We start from the raw sequence: 15735 nt of genomic DNA, 5'->3' as shown, positions 1-15735 counted from the left end.
TGAATAGCTTTTCAATATAAAGCGAAGATTGTTGCAAATGTTAATCGAATTCAGTCCTTGCAATATCACTTTCATAAAAATTCGGGCAGTGTAAAATTCTTACCTGACTAGAATTCTCAAAAAGTGCTTTATAGTGGATAAGTTCGATAAACAGATCATTGCTGAATTAAAAAAGAATGCGCGCCAAAGCGTCTCGGCCATTGCCGATACCGTGAGTCTTTCACGCTCTGCCGTCACCGAAAGAATTAAAAAGCTCGAACAAAATGGCGTTATTCGAGGCTACCAAGTGTTACTGAGTGAGTCTCAAAAAATTGGTGTGTCTGCTTATTTTGAAATTCAGCACCAATGTGCGCGTTGTTCTGAAGTCGTGCCTTTGTTTCAGGCTATTCCAGAAGTAGTGACTTGTCGTGGGATCACCGGTGATATGGATTTATTGGTTTTTGTTCAAGCAGAATCAATGCAGCGCTTACATGAAATTCGTGAACACCTCGACGCCCAGCCTGATTTTGTGAAGATAAAAACCCATGTAGTAATGAGTGAGTGGATTGATAACCGAGCAGGTTAATGCCCTAAAAAGTCACTAAGAATAAGCGTTCATATTAATTACCAAACGAGAAAAACTTCTCATTTTTGTGCCACCTAGACTAAAGTTTAGCTAATTAGAAACGCGACTTGGTGATGCATTGTTATTCATTTTACTGCTGATTGAGCTAATATTACTCCTGCTGATCTTACTGCCTTTAGTGGCATTAAGTGGCGAGTATTACCTGCTCGATTTACTGAGTAACTTTCAACTTCATTTTTTTATATTAGCGCTGTTTTTTAGTATTCCTTTGCTGCTAAAGTCAGTCAAAGTTGGCACGGTATCAGCCGTTCTCTCAATCGCATTTTTTGCCAGTAGCCACCTTTGGTGGTTCAGTAAGGCACAACCATTAGAAGCGAAATATTTAGACGAGCCCCCCAAACTGCACATCGTGCAGGCAAACTTAAGTTACTACAACCCAGTGCTAAGAACTGCTGTTGAAGAGCTGAACTCGCTCGATGCTGACTTATATCTTTTTTACGAGTTTAACCAAGAACAAAAGCCACTCTTTTTAGAAATAGCAGCTAAGCGTTATAAGTTTGGTAACGGGGATTATGATGGCTTTCCTGACGGGATGGGGGTAATTAGTAAATACCCGCTTACTAATATTAAAAAACATAAAATATTACCTAAGAAAGGCACGGTTATTACTCTGACTTTGCAATTGCCAAAACAAAAACTCGATCTCATTTTATTGCATCCACCCTCACCACGTACTCCTGATAAATGGCAAAAGCGCAATGTGTTATTGGGCAGTGTTCAACCCTTAGTTGAGCTTGCTAAAAATAAACATATTCTAGTGGCCGGTGACTTTAATACCACTCCTTGGTCAAATCACTTTCCACGTCATCATCAACTCACCCCGTGCTATCAACAAACTGGCATGTATGCATCTTGGCATGCTTCTAAATACCTACATCCTTATGCTTGGTTAACCGGTTTACCGATTGATCATTGTTTAACGAGTAACAACATTAAAGTCTCTCAATTCAAAACCCACTCCCTACCGGGTAGCGATCATCTAGCATTAGATTACAAAATATTATTAGTTGATTAGTGTTTGACCTTTTATATCGCGCACGATATAGTCTTGCACAGTTCAAATAAAAAAGTGCTTAATTTATGTTTTATGATTTAAAAGCGACAAGCTTACAAGGCAAACCAATCAACTTCTCTGATTTTAAAGATAAGGTCGTATTAATCGTTAATACCGCAAGTGAATGTGGCTTTACTTACCAATATGAAGGTTTACAAAAGCTTCACGAAGAATACGCAGACAAAGGGCTTGTGATCATCGGTTTTCCTTGTAACCAATTTGGTAATCAAGAGCCAGGTGATGCCAGTACCATTCAGCAAGGGTGCTTGATTAACTATGGCGTTGACTTTTTGATCAGCGAAAAAGTTGATGTAAATGGTGAAAACGCGCACCCAGTTTTTCAGTATTTAAAGTCTAAGAAAACAGGCTTCTTTGGCAAAAATATTAAGTGGAACTTCACAAAGTTTTTGATTAATCGTCATGGTGAAGTTGAGAGCCGATTTGCGCCTGTGACAAAACCGCAAGCAATTGCTAAAAAGATTGAAAAGCTTCTGTAGAGAGTGCGCAAATGCAAACCGATGATTTACTTAAATTAGAAAATCAGTTGTGCTTTCCGCTTTATGCCGCATCTAGGCTGGTGACACGTCTTTACCAGCCTTTACTTGAAGCCCATGGTCTGACTTATCCGCAATATATCGTTTTGTTGATCCTGTGGGAGCAAGATGGCTTAACGGTGAGTGATATCGGTGATAAAGCCATGCTCAGTAGTAATACCTTAACACCGCTACTGAAAAGAATGCAGAGCGCCGAATTAGTCGAAAGAGCAAGAAGTGAGTTTGATGAACGTAAAGTGATCATTAAACTAACGGAAAAAGGGCACGCATTAAAAAGCGAAGTCGCTTGTATTCCTATGCAATTGCTAGAGAATAGCCAAATTGATATTGAAAAAGCTAAGCAACTGAAAAGCTTATTAGACGAGCTCATCAATAAGTTAGCTTAACCAAAGCTCAGGTTAAATAAAAAACACGAGAAGAAATGGCAAAAGGACACTTGATGAAGAGTGTGATACTTGTTCGCATATCTTGCATAATTTTTAGCTTGGCACTCATTGATGCAATAGGTGCATTATTAGGCTTTTGGTCAATTGAAGGTTATGAGAGAGACATCATCTTAACCATTGAGAGTGTGGTTTTGATTTCATTGCTCATTAATAGTTTAATGGTAAAGCGATGGGTTGTTGGCAGCACGAATGACAGGGCCTTCATAAAAATCGCATGGCTCAGTTTTTTAGCGCTTTGCTTTTGCCTTCTAGGCGATGTGACTAACTTCAATCTCCCCGAAACCTTCTATCGGTATGAAAGCGTCATCAAACATGACTATTTAGTCGACTCTATATTCTTCTTTTTACCCGGCTACACCCTACTTTTACTCGCTGGTTTTCGTGCCATCGAATTAAACACCATAGATAAACGTTTTATCAGATACCCTGTGGTTGCGGGAAGTGTGGTCGGAGTGCTTTCTATGGTGATGATGCATCTTCCTGACACGGGTTGGTTTATCACAATTAGCACCGGTATTTATGCCATGCTGATTGGCGTTGTTGGTTTTACTGGCCTTGCCTTTATCTTATCTTGCGGCGGTTTAAAAGCATCAAAAGGCGAGTTACTGGTTGGCATTGGCTTTATTCTGGCTGCTGTTGCCGATGCCATCATCGGCAATTTTTGGATTTATGGTAATCAAGGCGAAGGGGTTTATCCGCAAGTCAGATACCTTAACTGGATGGTTTACATAGCCTCGCAATGCTTGGTGATCCATTTACCGCATCTACTTGTAATAAATTCTAAGTATTCGCGTGATAAAAAACAGCAAGATTACAATCCTGTGACGTAACCGAGGCAAAAATGAATGATCAATACCAAGCAAATAATATCTTTGCGAAGATTTTAAAAGGCGAAGCCCCTTGCATTAAATTATTTGAGGACGACTACACGCTTGCTTTTATGGATATCATGCCACAAAAAGAAGGGCATGCTCTGGTTATTCCAAAACAAGCTGCTACAACGATTTACGATCTCACAGATCAAGCCGCTCTAGCTTGTATGAAAACAGTACAGAAAGTAGGTAAGGCCGTTGAGCAAGCATTAAACGTACAAGGGACTTCAATTGTGCAGCATAATGGCAATGCCGCAGGCCAAACTGTGCCACACTTTCACTTTCATATCATTCCTGGTTCATTGCACGGCTTAAAAGTCCACGCTGAAGTGAAGGCTGAACCAGAGCATATAGAAAAAGTCGCGGAGAAAATTAAGGCATATATATAACATATGCCTTTTACACAAAATTAATCTGAGTTTCGTTCATTCGGTAAATCAGATAAATACTCTACAAACTCCACTTCAAACCCGTCTGGGTCAATGAAATACAGGTTTTTTCTAAATGGATGGTCACTGCCTGTCTTATCTATCTCGAACCCGGCCGCTAACATTCTTTTTGCAAGCGCCTCGATATTCTTAACAACATACGCAAAGTGCGCGAGACCCACTTGATGCCCTTCAAGCCTACGGTTGTCACCCACACCGTGGTCGCTCATGGCTAAATAATGATAGTCATCGCCAAAATGTACCCACGTACGCTGTTTTCCGTACCATTCTCCCTCCCCTTTGCTGCGAATAAACCAATGTGGAAATGCTGCCTGATAAAACTTGAGTGAACGTTCGATATTGCTGACGACTAAATTGACGTGTTCTAAATACATAATGCGCTCCTTACTTATTAGCCATGGTTGCGTTAAAAAGTTGCGTGATTCTTTCGATTATTTTTGTGTGCTTCATTGTCTTCATCCTTTGATAATTTTCTTGTCTGTTGATTTGATGAAGCCACTTTAAAAGCTCAAGTTAACTTGAGGTAAAGTGCAAATTTTCTGATTGATACCATTGATAAAATTGATGAGTAGAAAAAGCTAAAAGCTAAAAGCTAAAAGCTAAAAGCTAAGAATATGAACGTTCAGTTCCGAAACTGTCGAGTAAAAATCTCTCTTTAAATTTAATATTTACCTCGTTAACTAAAATCTCACTAGGAATTCATTATGTTTAAAGAACTACATCAGCAAGAAAATCCACTTATACTTTGTAATGTATGGGATGCAGCGAGCGCTGTTATTGCTGAAAAACTTGGCTATCAGGCAATCGGCACATCAAGTGCGGCAATTGGAAAATCTTTTGGTAAAACTGACGGACAAGTTATCTCTTTTGAAACGTTATTGATGGTGGTAAAACAAATATCAGAAGTGACCACATTACCACTTAGTGTGGATATAGAAGCGGGTTATGCTGACACGCCTAAAGAGATTGTCGAGCACATTGCAAAACTGGCAAAGTTAGGTGTGGTTGGTATTAACATCGAAGACAGCCAATTAATCAATGACCGCAGAACTTTAGTCGATAAGCATGATTTCAGTGAGAAACTGTCACAAATTAAAGCGCTTTTAAATGACGCAAATATTGAGATGTTTATCAATGTTCGATCAGATACTTACATCGTTGATGCAGCCACTGCATTGCCAAAAACAATCGAACGAATTAGCCTATACGAAGACGCTGGGGCGGATGGTATCTTCTTACCTTGCTTAACGGCTACTGATGATATCAGTAAAATCGTTGCTAACTGCTCTTTGCCACTTAATGTCATGTGCATGCCAGAGCTTGTAAGTTTTGACCAACTGCAACAACTCGGTGTTAAACGTATTTCAATGGGTAATTTTGTTTACGATAATATGCTCGCCCATTTAGAAAATACTCTGTTATCTATTAAACAACAAGGTTCGTTTAAGCCTCTGAGCTCTGTCAAATAGACTGTTAATCTTCGTTATACTCTGAAGACTAGCGGCAAGGCGAATGATCTTAAAATAGTGCAAATACACTTGACTCTGCTATTTATCATCGCCGTTATCTTCTTTACGTTTTGGTTGTTCTTGCTTTGCTTTAGCCACGTTTTTAAATGCCGGTGGTGGAATTGGAAACAATGAAATCAGCGGCATGAGCGCCATAAATAAATAGGCACCTTTGGGCATTTTCTTTGCCCACTTTGTCGCGCTTCTTCCAAAGAAAATAAACAGTAAAATAATTAAAACACCTAACCCAATGGTTAAAAAATCCATTTTAACTTACCAAGATTATGACTAATACATAATCAACTTAATTGTGCTCTTCCTCCTTTAATTCAAGTTATTACATATAAATTTATGCCCTATGAGTATTTTCACTTTGACAATAAAGCTGAAAAGATCAAATATAAATAACAATCATTTTCAATTGCATTTTATATTTTACTTATGGATACCAATAACACGCTGATCCAACAGGCTATGCTTACTTGGCAAAATACAATATGCGAGGGTAACAACGCATTCGAAAACAATCGCTATATTACCGCGGACAAATTATACCAAGATAGCTTAGAATACTTAGCTGATATTGGTGGTTTCATAACTTCAAATACACCGCCACCTACATCTTGGGTTATTGATCAATTTGTGCCCGCTCTGATTGTGTCTTATTTGAATTTAGTCGATTCTTCTATGGCTCAAGGAAAGCATAGCACCGCGTGTGATTTTTTAGTTGAAGGTTATAACGTAGTGTGTGATTGCGCCCACTGCTTGATGAATACAACTGAAGATGAAAATCACTATTTGTTTTCAAAACATTTGTCTCAGCTACAGCATCATTCATTTGCAATTCGAAAACACCTTGCTCAATCACCAAGTTTGCTGAACAAGCTAGAAAAAATCTCTGAACCCTATTCCGTCACATCGCTGACTTATCACTAATTTATATCTATCAAAACCGAAGGAGTGCTTAATGCCATTCACACTGCCAAAACTAAATTATCAATATGATGCATTAGAGCCACACATTGATACAAAAACCATGGAAATTCACCACGCTTTGCATCATCAAACCTATGTAAATAAAGCCAACGAAGCGCTTGCAGGCACTGAGTTTGCTGAGAAAAGTGACGAGTGGTTATTAAGAAATATTCAAACTCTACCAGCCTCTCTTCAAGGTGCAGTGAGGGACCATGTTGGTGGGCATCATAATCACAGTCTATTTTGGGAAGTGATGTCTGAGAACGGTGGGCAGTTACATGAAGGCAAACTGGCTGATGATATCAATAAAACATTTAGCAACTTTGATACTTTCAAAGAACTGTTCATCAAAGCTGCACTCACACGTTTCGGTAGCGGCTGGGCTTGGTTGGTTGTGAACGAGCAAGGTGAGCTACAAGTAACCAGTTCACTCAATCAAGACAGTCCACTAATGGATAATTTAATGCCTATTTTAGGCTTAGATGTATGGGAACATGCATACTATTTGAAATACCAAAATCGCCGCCCAGAGTATATAAATGCCTTTTTCAATGTCATTAATTGGGTCGACGTAGAGCGCAGATACTTAGCAGCGATTTAGTATAAGCATTGCAAATTTAATATGCTATGTGCTTCAAGTCATTTAACCTGAAGCACTCATTCATCACACCATTCTTTTTAGCAAATCAAATTTATCAACATCATTCAGACCGAGATCTTCAAATTGCGTATTGATTTGGTTACTAAAATTAAGCCGTTGGTTTTCTTCATCTGGCCTGTCTTTGCCAGCCAGCAAATTATCAATTTGCAGTTGTAGTTGCGCGCTTAAATCAGCGGTCATATTTCTTAACTTCTCTTTATCAGAGCGATGTAATGCTGAGTCTTCGTCCATATCTTGATCTGTCAACGATAGCATTTCCATGCGCACTTTTAGCTCTTTATAATCAAGATAATTAATACCTAAATTATTGAAGATAAGTGCCTCATTGATTTCTGAAGGTAATATTTCTACATCAATTGGCATTTCCATTATCTCTATCATGGTTTCTTTATAAGTTTCGATAGAGCGCTCTCTGTCACTTAACGTATCATCTACTCGCTCAGAGGCCTTGTCTTTGGCTATGTTATAGAGTTCTTTTGCTTGTTCTGACAAGGGTAGATTTTTTGTTAAAAGAGCAACGGCAGATTGCGGTTGATATTCTTCAGCTTTATTTAATTTATTCAATTGATTAGCAAACGAGTCATACTGGTTTAGACTGTTTTTTTGTGAGGCCGAATGTGCTTGGTTAAAGCTTGGATCAGTATACATACTGGTATGAATTTTCATTGCTATCCCTAAATCTGAGCGTAAGACTGAATTTAAAAATGAGTACTCAGATAAAGTTAGCAAACTTTATACCATGTAAAATCATCAGCAAAGCACTGAAAAACGAGCTCAAGTCGTCATGTAGAGGCAATAACTTTCCTGCTGCAAACTTTTATATTTTGTTTTTTGCCGTGACACTAAGATCTATGCTTTTAAACTTTGAATTGTTTTATTTCTTGCTTTAATTGCTCAGCCATATCTGACAGCTCTTCACCTGAAACTGAATTATTTTGGGCACTCATTGAGATTTCATTAATGCTTAAATTAAAAACTTCAATAGAGTTAGACATTTCGCTCGTAACAGATGTTTGTTCTTCCGTGGCCGTTGAAACTTGAATATTCATCGATGCAATTTCACTCACTGAACTACTAATAGCCTGAATCTTTTGAGAAGAGTGCTCAGCCATTTCTACACTTTTTGAAGCCCTATTCTCGGCATCAGCCATTGCTGAGACCGCATTATTAGCTTTAGTTTGCAGCTTACTGATCATCTCTTTAATATTCTCAGTGGCCTTTTGAGTGTTATGTGCCAGCGTTCTTACTTCGTCCGCAACAACCGCAAACCCTCGCCCTGAATCTCCCGCTCTCGCAGCTTCAATGGCTGCATTCAGGGCTAATAAATTAGTTTGTTCAGCAACGCCTTGGATCATCATCACAACTTGATTGATTTCGGTAGTTTGATTGTTTAATTCATTAATTAGCTGAGCGTTATTTACCACTAACTCAGCGAGTTCATGAATTGCACCAATACTCTCTTCAATGGTTTTTTGCCCTTCAATTGATAAATTTTCAGCATCTTCAGCATGTGTTGCGGTACGTGATGCACTTTCTGATACTTCAGCAATGGCTGAGCTCATTTCAGTAATTGCTTGTGCAATCATTGCGGTTTGCTGCTCTTGCTCTAAAGCCGAAGATGCCATTTGCTCACCAGATTTAGCGACTTGACCAGATAAGCCGGACAAGGATTCAATGGCCGATGAGATTTTACTTAACATGGCATGAAATTTATCCATCATCATATTAAAGTCTATCGCTATTTTACTAAACTCATCACTCCCTTTATCTTCAACGCGTAAAGTTAAATCGATATCTCTGACAACTTGTTCTATGGTTTGACCCATTTTTGTAAGAGGCGAATTTATGCTTTTATAAATTAGAAAACCGATAGACAACATTACAAATACAATAACTACAGACAAAGCAATAAGTGAAAACTCAACCTTCTCAGCTTCCTTGTCACCTTCAATTTTTAGCAGTTGAGCTTGTTTTACTTGATAGTTAATTAAGTCGTTAAAACTCTCACTAAGCGGGTCAAAGGTGCTGTAAAGTTCATTTATAAACAATGCATAATCTTTTGAGCTAAAAGTATTGTTTCTTATCTCTGATAAATATTGTTCAATTAGTTGATCAACTTCTCCACGTTGCTGCTCAGCTTTGCTGATTAAGCTTTTTTCTTCTGCACTTGTCACATTTTTTAGATAAAGCTGCCAATTTTTCCGAGCTATCTCTTGTGCTTTTAAAATATCAGTTATGGCTTGCTCTTTAGTGACGGCCTCACCTCTGAGCTTGTGGAATGTGTCGACAATAATCACCGCATAATCGTCAGAGACAACTTTGATTTCTTGCATTGGAACAACACGAAGGTCGTATAACTCATCCAAATCATGAATGATAATTTTGACTTCTTTTAAAGTAAAAATCGTCGCACCTATAAATAAAATAATAGGCAGACATGCAAGCATAATGAGTCTAGATTGGACGGTTAATGTGTTTAACATAGTCAATGAGCACGAATTTTATTTTGACTAAGTATTGACCATGATCTAGCTGGGCGCAAAAAAGGAGGTTATTAAAACCTCCTTTTTAAAAGACTTTGATAATTTAACTATTTAGAGAAACCCACTGAGCTTGTATTTCTTCAATCACGGATGGATCTTCAATTGTCGAAGGAACTTGAATTTGCTCGCCATCGACCAATTGTCGTAGGTTTTTGCGCAGTATCTTGCCTGAACGAGTTTTAGGTAAGCGCTCTACGACCTGAATGGTTTGCAAACAGGCAATGGCACCGATTTGAGCACGAATAGAGGCGCGGATCTCATCAGCAATTTCATCTTCTTGCTTGGTACAGCCTTCTTTCGTTACCACCATAGCAACGGGCACTTGTCCTTTTAAGTTATCTTTACTGGCAAACACCGCACACTCAGCCACACTTGGATGCGCCGCAACCACTTCTTCCATTTCACCGGTTGATAAACGGTGGCCCGCCACATTAATCACGTCATCGGTTCGACCCATGATAAACAAGTAGCCATCTTCGTCGATATAGCCGCCATCACCCGATAAATAATAGCCTTTATATTGAGATAGGTAGCTTTGTTTAAATCGTTCAGCGTTGCCCCAAATTGTAGTTAAACAGCCCGGTGGTAGTGGTAATTTTACTGCAACCACACCTTGTTCATTCGCTTCGCATTGACTGCCATCCACATCAAGAATGTGAACTTGATAGCCAGGTGTTGGGACAGTCGCACTGCCCGCTTTGGTTGGTAGTTGCTCAATACCCACTGGGTTACAAGCAATTGCCCACCCTGTTTCCGTTTGCCACCAGTGATCTATCACTGGGAGGCCGGTTTTTTCTTGTAGCCATTCATAGGTTGCAGGGTCCAGTCTTTCGCCCGCCAAGAACAACCTTTCTAAACTAGACACATCATATTTAGCCAATAGATCGGCATCTGGATCTTGCTTTTTAATTGCTCTGAAAGCCGTTGGCGCACTAAATAACGCATTCACCTTATATTCTTCTACCACTCGCCAAAATGCGCCAGCATCTGGTGTAAATACGGGCTTACCTTCGTATAAAACCGTGGTGCAGCCGTAAATCAACGGCCCATATACAATATATGAGTGGCCGACGACCCACCCTATGTCAGAAGCTGCCCAAAATACTTGCCCTGGCTGCATGCCATACACGGTTTGCATGCTGTAATTAAGTGCCACCGCGTGACCGCCTTGTTCACGTAAAACGCCTTTTGGAGTGCCTGTGGTGCCAGAAGTATAAAGAATATAAAGCGGGTGAGTTGCAGGGAGTGGTACGGCATCTGTTGGACGCGCTTTTTCAAGAATGGCTAGCCAGTCTAAATCTCGCCCATCTTGTAACTGAGCTTGGGCTTGTGGTCGTTGGAAAACCACGCAATGATCTACTTTGTGCTCGGCAAGTTCGAGTGCTTCGTCTAGCATTGGCTTGTATTCAATTATGCGGCTGGGCTCAACACCACAAGATGCAGTAAGCACAAGTTTAGGTTTAGCATCGTCTATACGCATAGCGAGTTCACGTGGGGCAAAACCACCAAATACCACTGAATGAACGGCGCCAATTCGGGCGCAGGCTAGCATAGCAATAGACGCTTCGGGGATCATCGGCATGTAAATCACCACGCGATCGCCCGCTTCTACCCCTAAGTTTTTTAAGCCACCAGCAAACAAGCTGACCGCTTCATGAAGTTGGTTATAGGTGTATGTTTGTTTTTGCTCAGTGACTGGTGAGTCATAAATAAGTGCTAACTGCTCGCCTCGCCCCTGTTCAATATGATGATCGAGTGCCAAATAGCAGGTGTTTAGCTCACCATCTGCAAACCAATGGTCAAGTTGCTCATAGCATTGGCTGACACCTTGAGTCGGCAGTGTATGCCACTTCAGCTTTTGTGCTTGTTTAAGCCAAAACGCCTCTGGGTCCTGTTGAAAGTCTTGATAGTAAGACTGATAGTTTATGTTTGTTGTTGTCATAATAGTGCCTTTAATTTCGCCAAATAACCTTGGTTAATTTATGGTCTTTACACTCTCACGCTAGTTTACGCTGACGTTAAAGGACACTAGACTTTAGTCGATTTACCCAAATTAAAGGTTGAGTTGCTCAACTTTAGGATAACGCTCACTTGAATATTCATGATAAATATCATCAAGATAGCCTCTAAGTTCTGAGGCTGTTAAATAATCAGGAATAACGACATCATATACTCGACTTCGTATGCCAGTTTGCGATTCTTTATAAAGTCGCCACTGTTCAGATTCTCTTCGAACCGACATTAAGGTGCCAAACACATTGATACTGCATGTGATACCTCAGCGCTTAATCGTTAACGGTTTATCTTTTACACCTGCGTAAAATACCATGATCTCAGCATCCTCTGTGCCTGTACTAGTCCCCAAATGCAATGTATCGACCACTTCTACAATGGGGTCGCCCGCTTTCATCAGTAACGTCTCTCCTTTTTGCGTTTTTACAGTGAGCTCACCTTTTAATAACACACCTACGTTAATAACTGGGTGTTGGTGCATAGGTAAGGTTACGCCTTTTGGAATAGTAATGCATAACACAGTCACTTCAGGCTGACCTTGCGGGTAATGTGGTAGCTTAGTGCCATTCCAGCTATTTGAGGATTTTACAACTTCAACCACCTTGATTTCATTTTTGATTTGCTCAGTGGATACACAAGCAAAAAGAGGGAGTAAGCACAGGGCCAAAAAGCTATTTTTCATTTTATTAATTCAAACGCGTCGCAAGACGTTCCTTGATGATATCTTAATTGCCAGCCTATCTCGGTTTGTTGCCAGAGTGAAGCCCGTCTTGAAAAAGCATCGACTTTTCCGTCTTCATAAACCCAAGCTGCTTCATAGGTCAGTAACCTTGAATCATGCCCAACTGTAATACATTGAAAGTTTTGAGAATGCACAAAACCCGCTTCATAGGGTTCAAAAGCGAGCATTTCTAAAATACCCTGAAGATCGTAACGTTTGCCTGAAGCCCCAACCTCAACGAACTCAGGGTGGAGAAGACGCGTAACTTTACTGACGTTTTGTCTCACTTCGTATTGATGGAGTGCAACTTCCTGTGTGATCAGAATATCCATATCTTTCCCCCTGCTAACTTATAAAAGTCTAGCAAAGATTCTCATAATGCATTGAAGTGTTTTTGTTTCAACTTGGGAAAGTCAGTCCGATTTTTATATTTTAAATACAAGTTATTAAACACCGCCGTTTTTGAAAGCTTATCTAATTCCGTTAAAAATTGACGACCCGATTGCTGCTCTGACGCTTTACAGCAGGCCTGATAAGCTTTGATCAGCTCAGCAATGGTTTTATATTTGGCTTGCTGCAGTTTGATTTGATATTGTGCTTCAATAAAAAATGCCACACCACTCCAATAAACACGCTGCTGAGCGTTGAGTTGCCACATATTGCTACTCACACTCGCTAAACGCGCATCTGTAAGATGAGACAATCGATAGGTGTTAGATTGTCCGCGCTCAAGCCCAGCTTTGAGTCTCATCATCATATTGTCATAAGTAATAACGCCGCTGTCTTTCATGATTTGGTTTTGCAAAAAAGTCGCTAAACCTTCACTCAACCAGAAGTCTTCGTAATTTAATAACGGGTGATATAAATGGGCTAACTCGTGATACAGCGTCCAGTCGTTTTTTAATTGTTTAAGACTCGCATATCGACTAAATTGCAGCTCAATACCATCTTGCTCGCCGCGAATGACTTCGGCCCAAGGCACAGCTTCAAAAGCAAAGTATTGTGGCTTCAAATATATTGGTACGTTTTTTTGTATTAAGGGCCCGAGCGTTTTTTCAGTTGCAACTAAGCCGTGATTTATCCAGTTTTTCACTTTAATTTGCTGCGCTTCGTTGAGCTCTGACAAGCCAACGAAGTCGGCTTTCGTATGAGCTAAAAGAGCAGCCAGACTGTATTGAGAAAACACCAATATAAAAAATGCCAAACCATAAATAATTTTCAATCGCCACCTCACAACACCCAGTTTCAGTTTTCTTAAAACAATACTCTACTCAATTAATTTTAGATGACCTGTGAAAGCAGGTTTTACATTCAGTGCCGTTTTTGGCTAGTAGTCTGGCACTATCTACATATAATGACTGCAAGCATATTTAATTGGAGCGCTTATGCTCAGTCTCGAAACCTGCCAAAAAGCCCGTTTTTCAAGAGATCCCCGCTTTGATGGCAAGTTCTTCATTGCGGTCAAAACCACGGGGATCTATTGCAGAACGATTTGCCCTGCATCGCCACCAAAAGAAGAAAACGTAGAGTATTTTAAAAATGCAGTGCAGGCAGCGGAGGCTGGTTATCGTCCATGCTTGCGATGTCGCCCTGACAGCGCGCCAAGTTCGGCGGCCTGGCAAGGCAATGGTGCAACCTTAAATCGTGCTGTTCGTTTAATTGATGAAGGCGCTTTACAAACGGGTTCTATTGTTGAACTCGCTACACGGTTGGGCGTCAGCGATCGATATTTACGAAAATTATTTAACGAGAAAATGGGCGTTTCTCCAAAAACGTATGCACTCTATCAGCAGTGTTTGTTTGCCAAAAAACTACTGCACCAAACCAGTTTGCCTATTACTGAAATTGCGCTCGCCAGTGGCTTTGACAGTATTCGCCGCTTTAACGATTGCTTCAAACAACAGCTTAAACTTACTCCGACTCAAATGCGTAAACAGACAAATAAAAATAATGCAAAACTGACCTTAAAGCTGTCGTACCGTCCGCCATTTGATTGGCAAAAGATGCAGCGTTTTTTATCTGCCAGGCTAATTCCTGGACTAGAGTGGATTGGCGAAAACTTTTATGGCCGCAGCTTCATTTATCAGGGTGTTAGAGGGCAGTTTACCGCTCACCACCAAGCTGAGAAGCATCAATTTTTGGTCGAAATTAGCCTTGAAGATAATCGTGTTCTCAAACCTGTGGTCAGTAATATTCGCCGCGTGCTTGATTTAGACGCCGAGCTTGAGCAAATAGAACAAGATCTCACTGACGCGCTTGGTACAAACACACTGATAAGCTCAGGGTTACGCTTGCCCGGTATTTGGGATGTGTTCGAAGCGGGTATGCGTGCTATTTTGGGTCAGCAAATATCGGTGACTGCTGCCAAAAACTTAGTGATAAAACTGGTTGAAATCTTAGGTAAAAAAGAAAGCAATGACCAAGAAGCTCAATGTGAAGATGTGCTGTACTTCCCGACGCCCGAAGCCATTGCGCAAAGCGACTTAGCATTTTTTAAAATGCCCGAAAGCCGAAAAAAAACCATTACAAGATTCGCTCAATTTACTCAAAACCAACCCGTTGAAGCGCAAAATCCAGATAACTGGTTGGCACTCAAAGGAATAGGCCCTTGGACAGCGAATTATGCGAAAATGCGCGGCTTAAGCGACCCAGATATATTTCTCGCTACCGATCTTGGTGTAATTAAAGCACTAAAAGCACACGCTGATTTTGACTCAGAAAAAGCCGCCCCTTGGCGCAGCTACCTTACTTTTCAACTTTGGGACAAACTATGATGTTTTGTGACTATTTCAAAAGCCCGCTTGGCATGATGGAAATAAAAGCAACCGATGAAGGGATATGCCAGCTCATTTTCTGTGGCGAGCATAAAGAGCCTGTTGTACCGTCAAAACTCATCGCCCTATGTATTACGCAACTCGAAGAATACTTTGCGGGCACTCGCCAAAACTTTGATCTTCCCCTAGACCCTGTGGGTACTGAGTTTCAAAAGTCAGTCTGGCAAGCTTTATGCGATATTCCATTTGGTCAAACTCACTCTTATTTGCAGCTCGCAGAGCAGCTTAACAATCCTAAAGCCGTGCGCGCCGTCGGTGGGGCTAACGGCAGAAACCCAATAACTCTGATTGTACCTTGTCACCGAGTGATTGGCGCATCGGGCACGTTAACCGGTTATGCAGGTGGGGTTGAACGAAAACAATGGCTACTGGCACACGAAGGCGTATCAGGGTTTGCCAAACCACTCGTACTGGATGAAGTCATTCATACTCGACAAGATAAGACGCAATTTTTACGCTAGTCTCAGAGGAATAGAACGA

At 40.5% G+C, this 15735-nt stretch carries 20 protein-coding genes; 11 read left to right on the top strand and 9 right to left on the bottom strand.

Annotation, left to right across the window (positions count from 1 at the left end; all coding sequences use genetic code 11):
- The first annotated feature begins 133 nt into the window (after window positions 1–133).
- The 6 genes from AAEU28_RS13705 (at window position 134) to AAEU28_RS13680 (ending at window position 3940) form a co-directional block, all read left to right on the top strand.
- Window positions 134–565, top strand: a complete 432-nt coding sequence (locus tag AAEU28_RS13705; protein ID WP_390444141.1) for an Lrp/AsnC family transcriptional regulator — start codon at window positions 134–136, stop codon at window positions 563–565.
- Between the two features lie 118 nt (window positions 566–683).
- Window positions 684–1640, top strand: coding sequence for an endonuclease/exonuclease/phosphatase family protein (locus AAEU28_RS13700; RefSeq protein ID WP_421964644.1), 957 nt, complete (start codon window positions 684–686; stop codon window positions 1638–1640).
- 65 nt (window positions 1641–1705) lie between these two features.
- Window positions 1706–2176: a glutathione peroxidase gene (locus AAEU28_RS13695; RefSeq protein ID WP_404395879.1), complete on the top strand. Its 471-nt coding sequence runs from the start codon at window positions 1706–1708 to the stop codon at window positions 2174–2176.
- 11 nt (window positions 2177–2187) lie between these two features.
- Entirely contained in the window at window positions 2188–2619 is a 432-nt protein-coding gene (locus tag AAEU28_RS13690; RefSeq protein ID WP_421964643.1) for a MarR family winged helix-turn-helix transcriptional regulator, read from the top strand.
- Between the two features lie 53 nt (window positions 2620–2672).
- Window positions 2673–3509: a hypothetical protein gene (locus tag AAEU28_RS13685; RefSeq protein WP_421964642.1), complete on the top strand. Its 837-nt coding sequence runs from the start codon at window positions 2673–2675 to the stop codon at window positions 3507–3509.
- A gap of 11 nt (window positions 3510–3520) precedes the next feature.
- Window positions 3521–3940, top strand: a complete 420-nt coding sequence (locus AAEU28_RS13680; protein WP_421964641.1) for an HIT family protein — start codon at window positions 3521–3523, stop codon at window positions 3938–3940.
- Window positions 3941–3960: 20 nt separating this feature from the next.
- Here AAEU28_RS13680 and AAEU28_RS13675 read toward each other — a convergent pair whose 3' ends face one another.
- The gene (locus AAEU28_RS13675) at window positions 3961–4374 is read right to left on the bottom strand and encodes a VOC family protein (RefSeq protein ID WP_421964640.1); all 414 of its coding nucleotides are present in this window, start codon (window positions 4372–4374) and stop codon (window positions 3961–3963) included.
- 330 nt (window positions 4375–4704) lie between these two features.
- Here AAEU28_RS13675 and AAEU28_RS13670 point away from each other — a divergent pair, with 330 nt between their 5' ends.
- Window positions 4705–5469: an isocitrate lyase/PEP mutase family protein gene (locus AAEU28_RS13670; protein WP_421964639.1), complete on the top strand. Its 765-nt coding sequence runs from the start codon at window positions 4705–4707 to the stop codon at window positions 5467–5469.
- Between the two features lie 78 nt (window positions 5470–5547).
- Here the strand turns inward: AAEU28_RS13670 and AAEU28_RS13665 are convergent, their stop codons facing one another.
- The gene (locus AAEU28_RS13665; RefSeq protein WP_421964638.1) at window positions 5548–5775 is read right to left on the bottom strand and encodes a hypothetical protein; all 228 of its coding nucleotides are present in this window, start codon (window positions 5773–5775) and stop codon (window positions 5548–5550) included.
- Between the two features lie 174 nt (window positions 5776–5949).
- Between AAEU28_RS13665 and AAEU28_RS13660 the strand changes: the two genes are divergently transcribed.
- The gene (locus AAEU28_RS13660) at window positions 5950–6444 is read left to right on the top strand and encodes a hypothetical protein (RefSeq protein WP_421964637.1); all 495 of its coding nucleotides are present in this window, start codon (window positions 5950–5952) and stop codon (window positions 6442–6444) included.
- 31 nt (window positions 6445–6475) lie between these two features.
- Entirely contained in the window at window positions 6476–7084 is a 609-nt protein-coding gene (locus AAEU28_RS13655; RefSeq protein ID WP_421964636.1) for a superoxide dismutase, read from the top strand.
- Window positions 7085–7147: 63 nt separating this feature from the next.
- Here the strand turns inward: AAEU28_RS13655 and AAEU28_RS13650 are convergent, their stop codons facing one another.
- The 7 genes from AAEU28_RS13650 to AAEU28_RS13620 form a co-directional block, all read right to left on the bottom strand.
- Window positions 7148–7810, bottom strand: a complete 663-nt coding sequence (locus AAEU28_RS13650; protein ID WP_421964635.1) for a hypothetical protein — start codon at window positions 7808–7810, stop codon at window positions 7148–7150.
- Window positions 7811–8001: 191 nt separating this feature from the next.
- On the bottom strand, window positions 8002–9627 hold the full coding sequence (locus AAEU28_RS13645; RefSeq protein WP_421964634.1) for a methyl-accepting chemotaxis protein: 1626 nt from the start codon (window positions 9625–9627) through the stop codon (window positions 8002–8004).
- A 103-nt stretch (window positions 9628–9730) separates the two neighbouring features.
- The gene (locus AAEU28_RS13640; RefSeq protein ID WP_421964633.1) at window positions 9731–11629 is read right to left on the bottom strand and encodes a propionyl-CoA synthetase; all 1899 of its coding nucleotides are present in this window, start codon (window positions 11627–11629) and stop codon (window positions 9731–9733) included.
- 111 nt (window positions 11630–11740) lie between these two features.
- A complete protein-coding gene (locus AAEU28_RS13635; protein WP_421964632.1) occupies window positions 11741–11944 on the bottom strand; it encodes a DUF7661 family protein in 204 nt (67 codons plus the stop codon).
- Window positions 11945–11965: 21 nt separating this feature from the next.
- Window positions 11966–12382, bottom strand: a complete 417-nt coding sequence (locus AAEU28_RS13630; RefSeq protein ID WP_421964631.1) for a cupin domain-containing protein — start codon at window positions 12380–12382, stop codon at window positions 11966–11968.
- Window positions 12379–12753 carry a DUF4440 domain-containing protein gene (locus tag AAEU28_RS13625; RefSeq protein ID WP_421964630.1) on the bottom strand — a complete coding sequence of 125 codons (375 nt, stop codon included), beginning with the start codon at window positions 12751–12753 and terminating at the stop codon, window positions 12379–12381. The genes AAEU28_RS13630 and AAEU28_RS13625 overlap by 4 nt, the downstream gene beginning before the upstream one ends.
- Before the next feature lie 41 nt (window positions 12754–12794).
- Entirely contained in the window at window positions 12795–13643 is an 849-nt protein-coding gene (locus AAEU28_RS13620) for a hypothetical protein (RefSeq protein WP_421964629.1), read from the bottom strand.
- 163 nt (window positions 13644–13806) lie between these two features.
- Between AAEU28_RS13620 and AAEU28_RS13615 the strand changes: the two genes are divergently transcribed.
- Both AAEU28_RS13615 and AAEU28_RS13610 read left to right on the top strand, forming a co-directional pair.
- Window positions 13807–15195: a DNA-3-methyladenine glycosylase 2 family protein gene (locus tag AAEU28_RS13615; RefSeq protein ID WP_421964628.1), complete on the top strand. Its 1389-nt coding sequence runs from the start codon at window positions 13807–13809 to the stop codon at window positions 15193–15195.
- Window positions 15195–15716 carry a methylated-DNA--[protein]-cysteine S-methyltransferase gene (locus AAEU28_RS13610; protein WP_421964838.1) on the top strand — a complete coding sequence of 174 codons (522 nt, stop codon included), beginning with the start codon at window positions 15195–15197 and terminating at the stop codon, window positions 15714–15716. Before AAEU28_RS13615 ends, AAEU28_RS13610 begins: the two co-directional genes overlap by 1 nt.
- The last annotated feature ends 19 nt before the right edge of the window (window positions 15717–15735 follow it).

The organism is Pseudoalteromonas sp. SS15 (genome assembly GCF_049257195.1).
Lineage (GTDB): Bacteria > Pseudomonadota > Gammaproteobacteria > Enterobacterales > Alteromonadaceae > Pseudoalteromonas.
This window is presented reverse-complemented; position numbering and strand designations above follow the sequence as displayed.

Coding starts and splice junctions, on each gene's coding strand:
- AAEU28_RS13695 (WP_404395879.1), top strand. CDS start 1,706: ATGTTTTATGATTTAAAAGCGACAAGCTTACAAGGCAAACCAATCAAC.
- AAEU28_RS13690 (WP_421964643.1), top strand. CDS start 2,188: ATGCAAACCGATGATTTACTTAAATTAGAAAATCAGTTGTGCTTTCCG.
- AAEU28_RS13685 (WP_421964642.1), top strand. CDS start 2,673: ATGAAGAGTGTGATACTTGTTCGCATATCTTGCATAATTTTTAGCTTG.
- AAEU28_RS13680 (WP_421964641.1), top strand. CDS start 3,521: ATGAATGATCAATACCAAGCAAATAATATCTTTGCGAAGATTTTAAAA.
- AAEU28_RS13675 (WP_421964640.1), bottom strand. CDS start 4,374: ATGTATTTAGAACACGTCAATTTAGTCGTCAGCAATATCGAACGTTCA.
- AAEU28_RS13670 (WP_421964639.1), top strand. CDS start 4,705: ATGTTTAAAGAACTACATCAGCAAGAAAATCCACTTATACTTTGTAAT.
- AAEU28_RS13665 (WP_421964638.1), bottom strand. CDS start 5,775: ATGGATTTTTTAACCATTGGGTTAGGTGTTTTAATTATTTTACTGTTT.
- AAEU28_RS13660 (WP_421964637.1), top strand. CDS start 5,950: ATGGATACCAATAACACGCTGATCCAACAGGCTATGCTTACTTGGCAA.
- AAEU28_RS13655 (WP_421964636.1), top strand. CDS start 6,476: ATGCCATTCACACTGCCAAAACTAAATTATCAATATGATGCATTAGAG.
- AAEU28_RS13650 (WP_421964635.1), bottom strand. CDS start 7,810: ATGAAAATTCATACCAGTATGTATACTGATCCAAGCTTTAACCAAGCA.
- AAEU28_RS13645 (WP_421964634.1), bottom strand. CDS start 9,627: ATGTTAAACACATTAACCGTCCAATCTAGACTCATTATGCTTGCATGT.
- AAEU28_RS13640 (WP_421964633.1), bottom strand. CDS start 11,629: ATGACAACAACAAACATAAACTATCAGTCTTACTATCAAGACTTTCAA.
- AAEU28_RS13630 (WP_421964631.1), bottom strand. CDS start 12,382: ATGAAAAATAGCTTTTTGGCCCTGTGCTTACTCCCTCTTTTTGCTTGT.
- AAEU28_RS13625 (WP_421964630.1), bottom strand. CDS start 12,753: ATGGATATTCTGATCACACAGGAAGTTGCACTCCATCAATACGAAGTG.
- AAEU28_RS13615 (WP_421964628.1), top strand. CDS start 13,807: ATGCTCAGTCTCGAAACCTGCCAAAAAGCCCGTTTTTCAAGAGATCCC.
- AAEU28_RS13610 (WP_421964838.1), top strand. CDS start 15,195: ATGTTTTGTGACTATTTCAAAAGCCCGCTTGGCATGATGGAAATAAAA.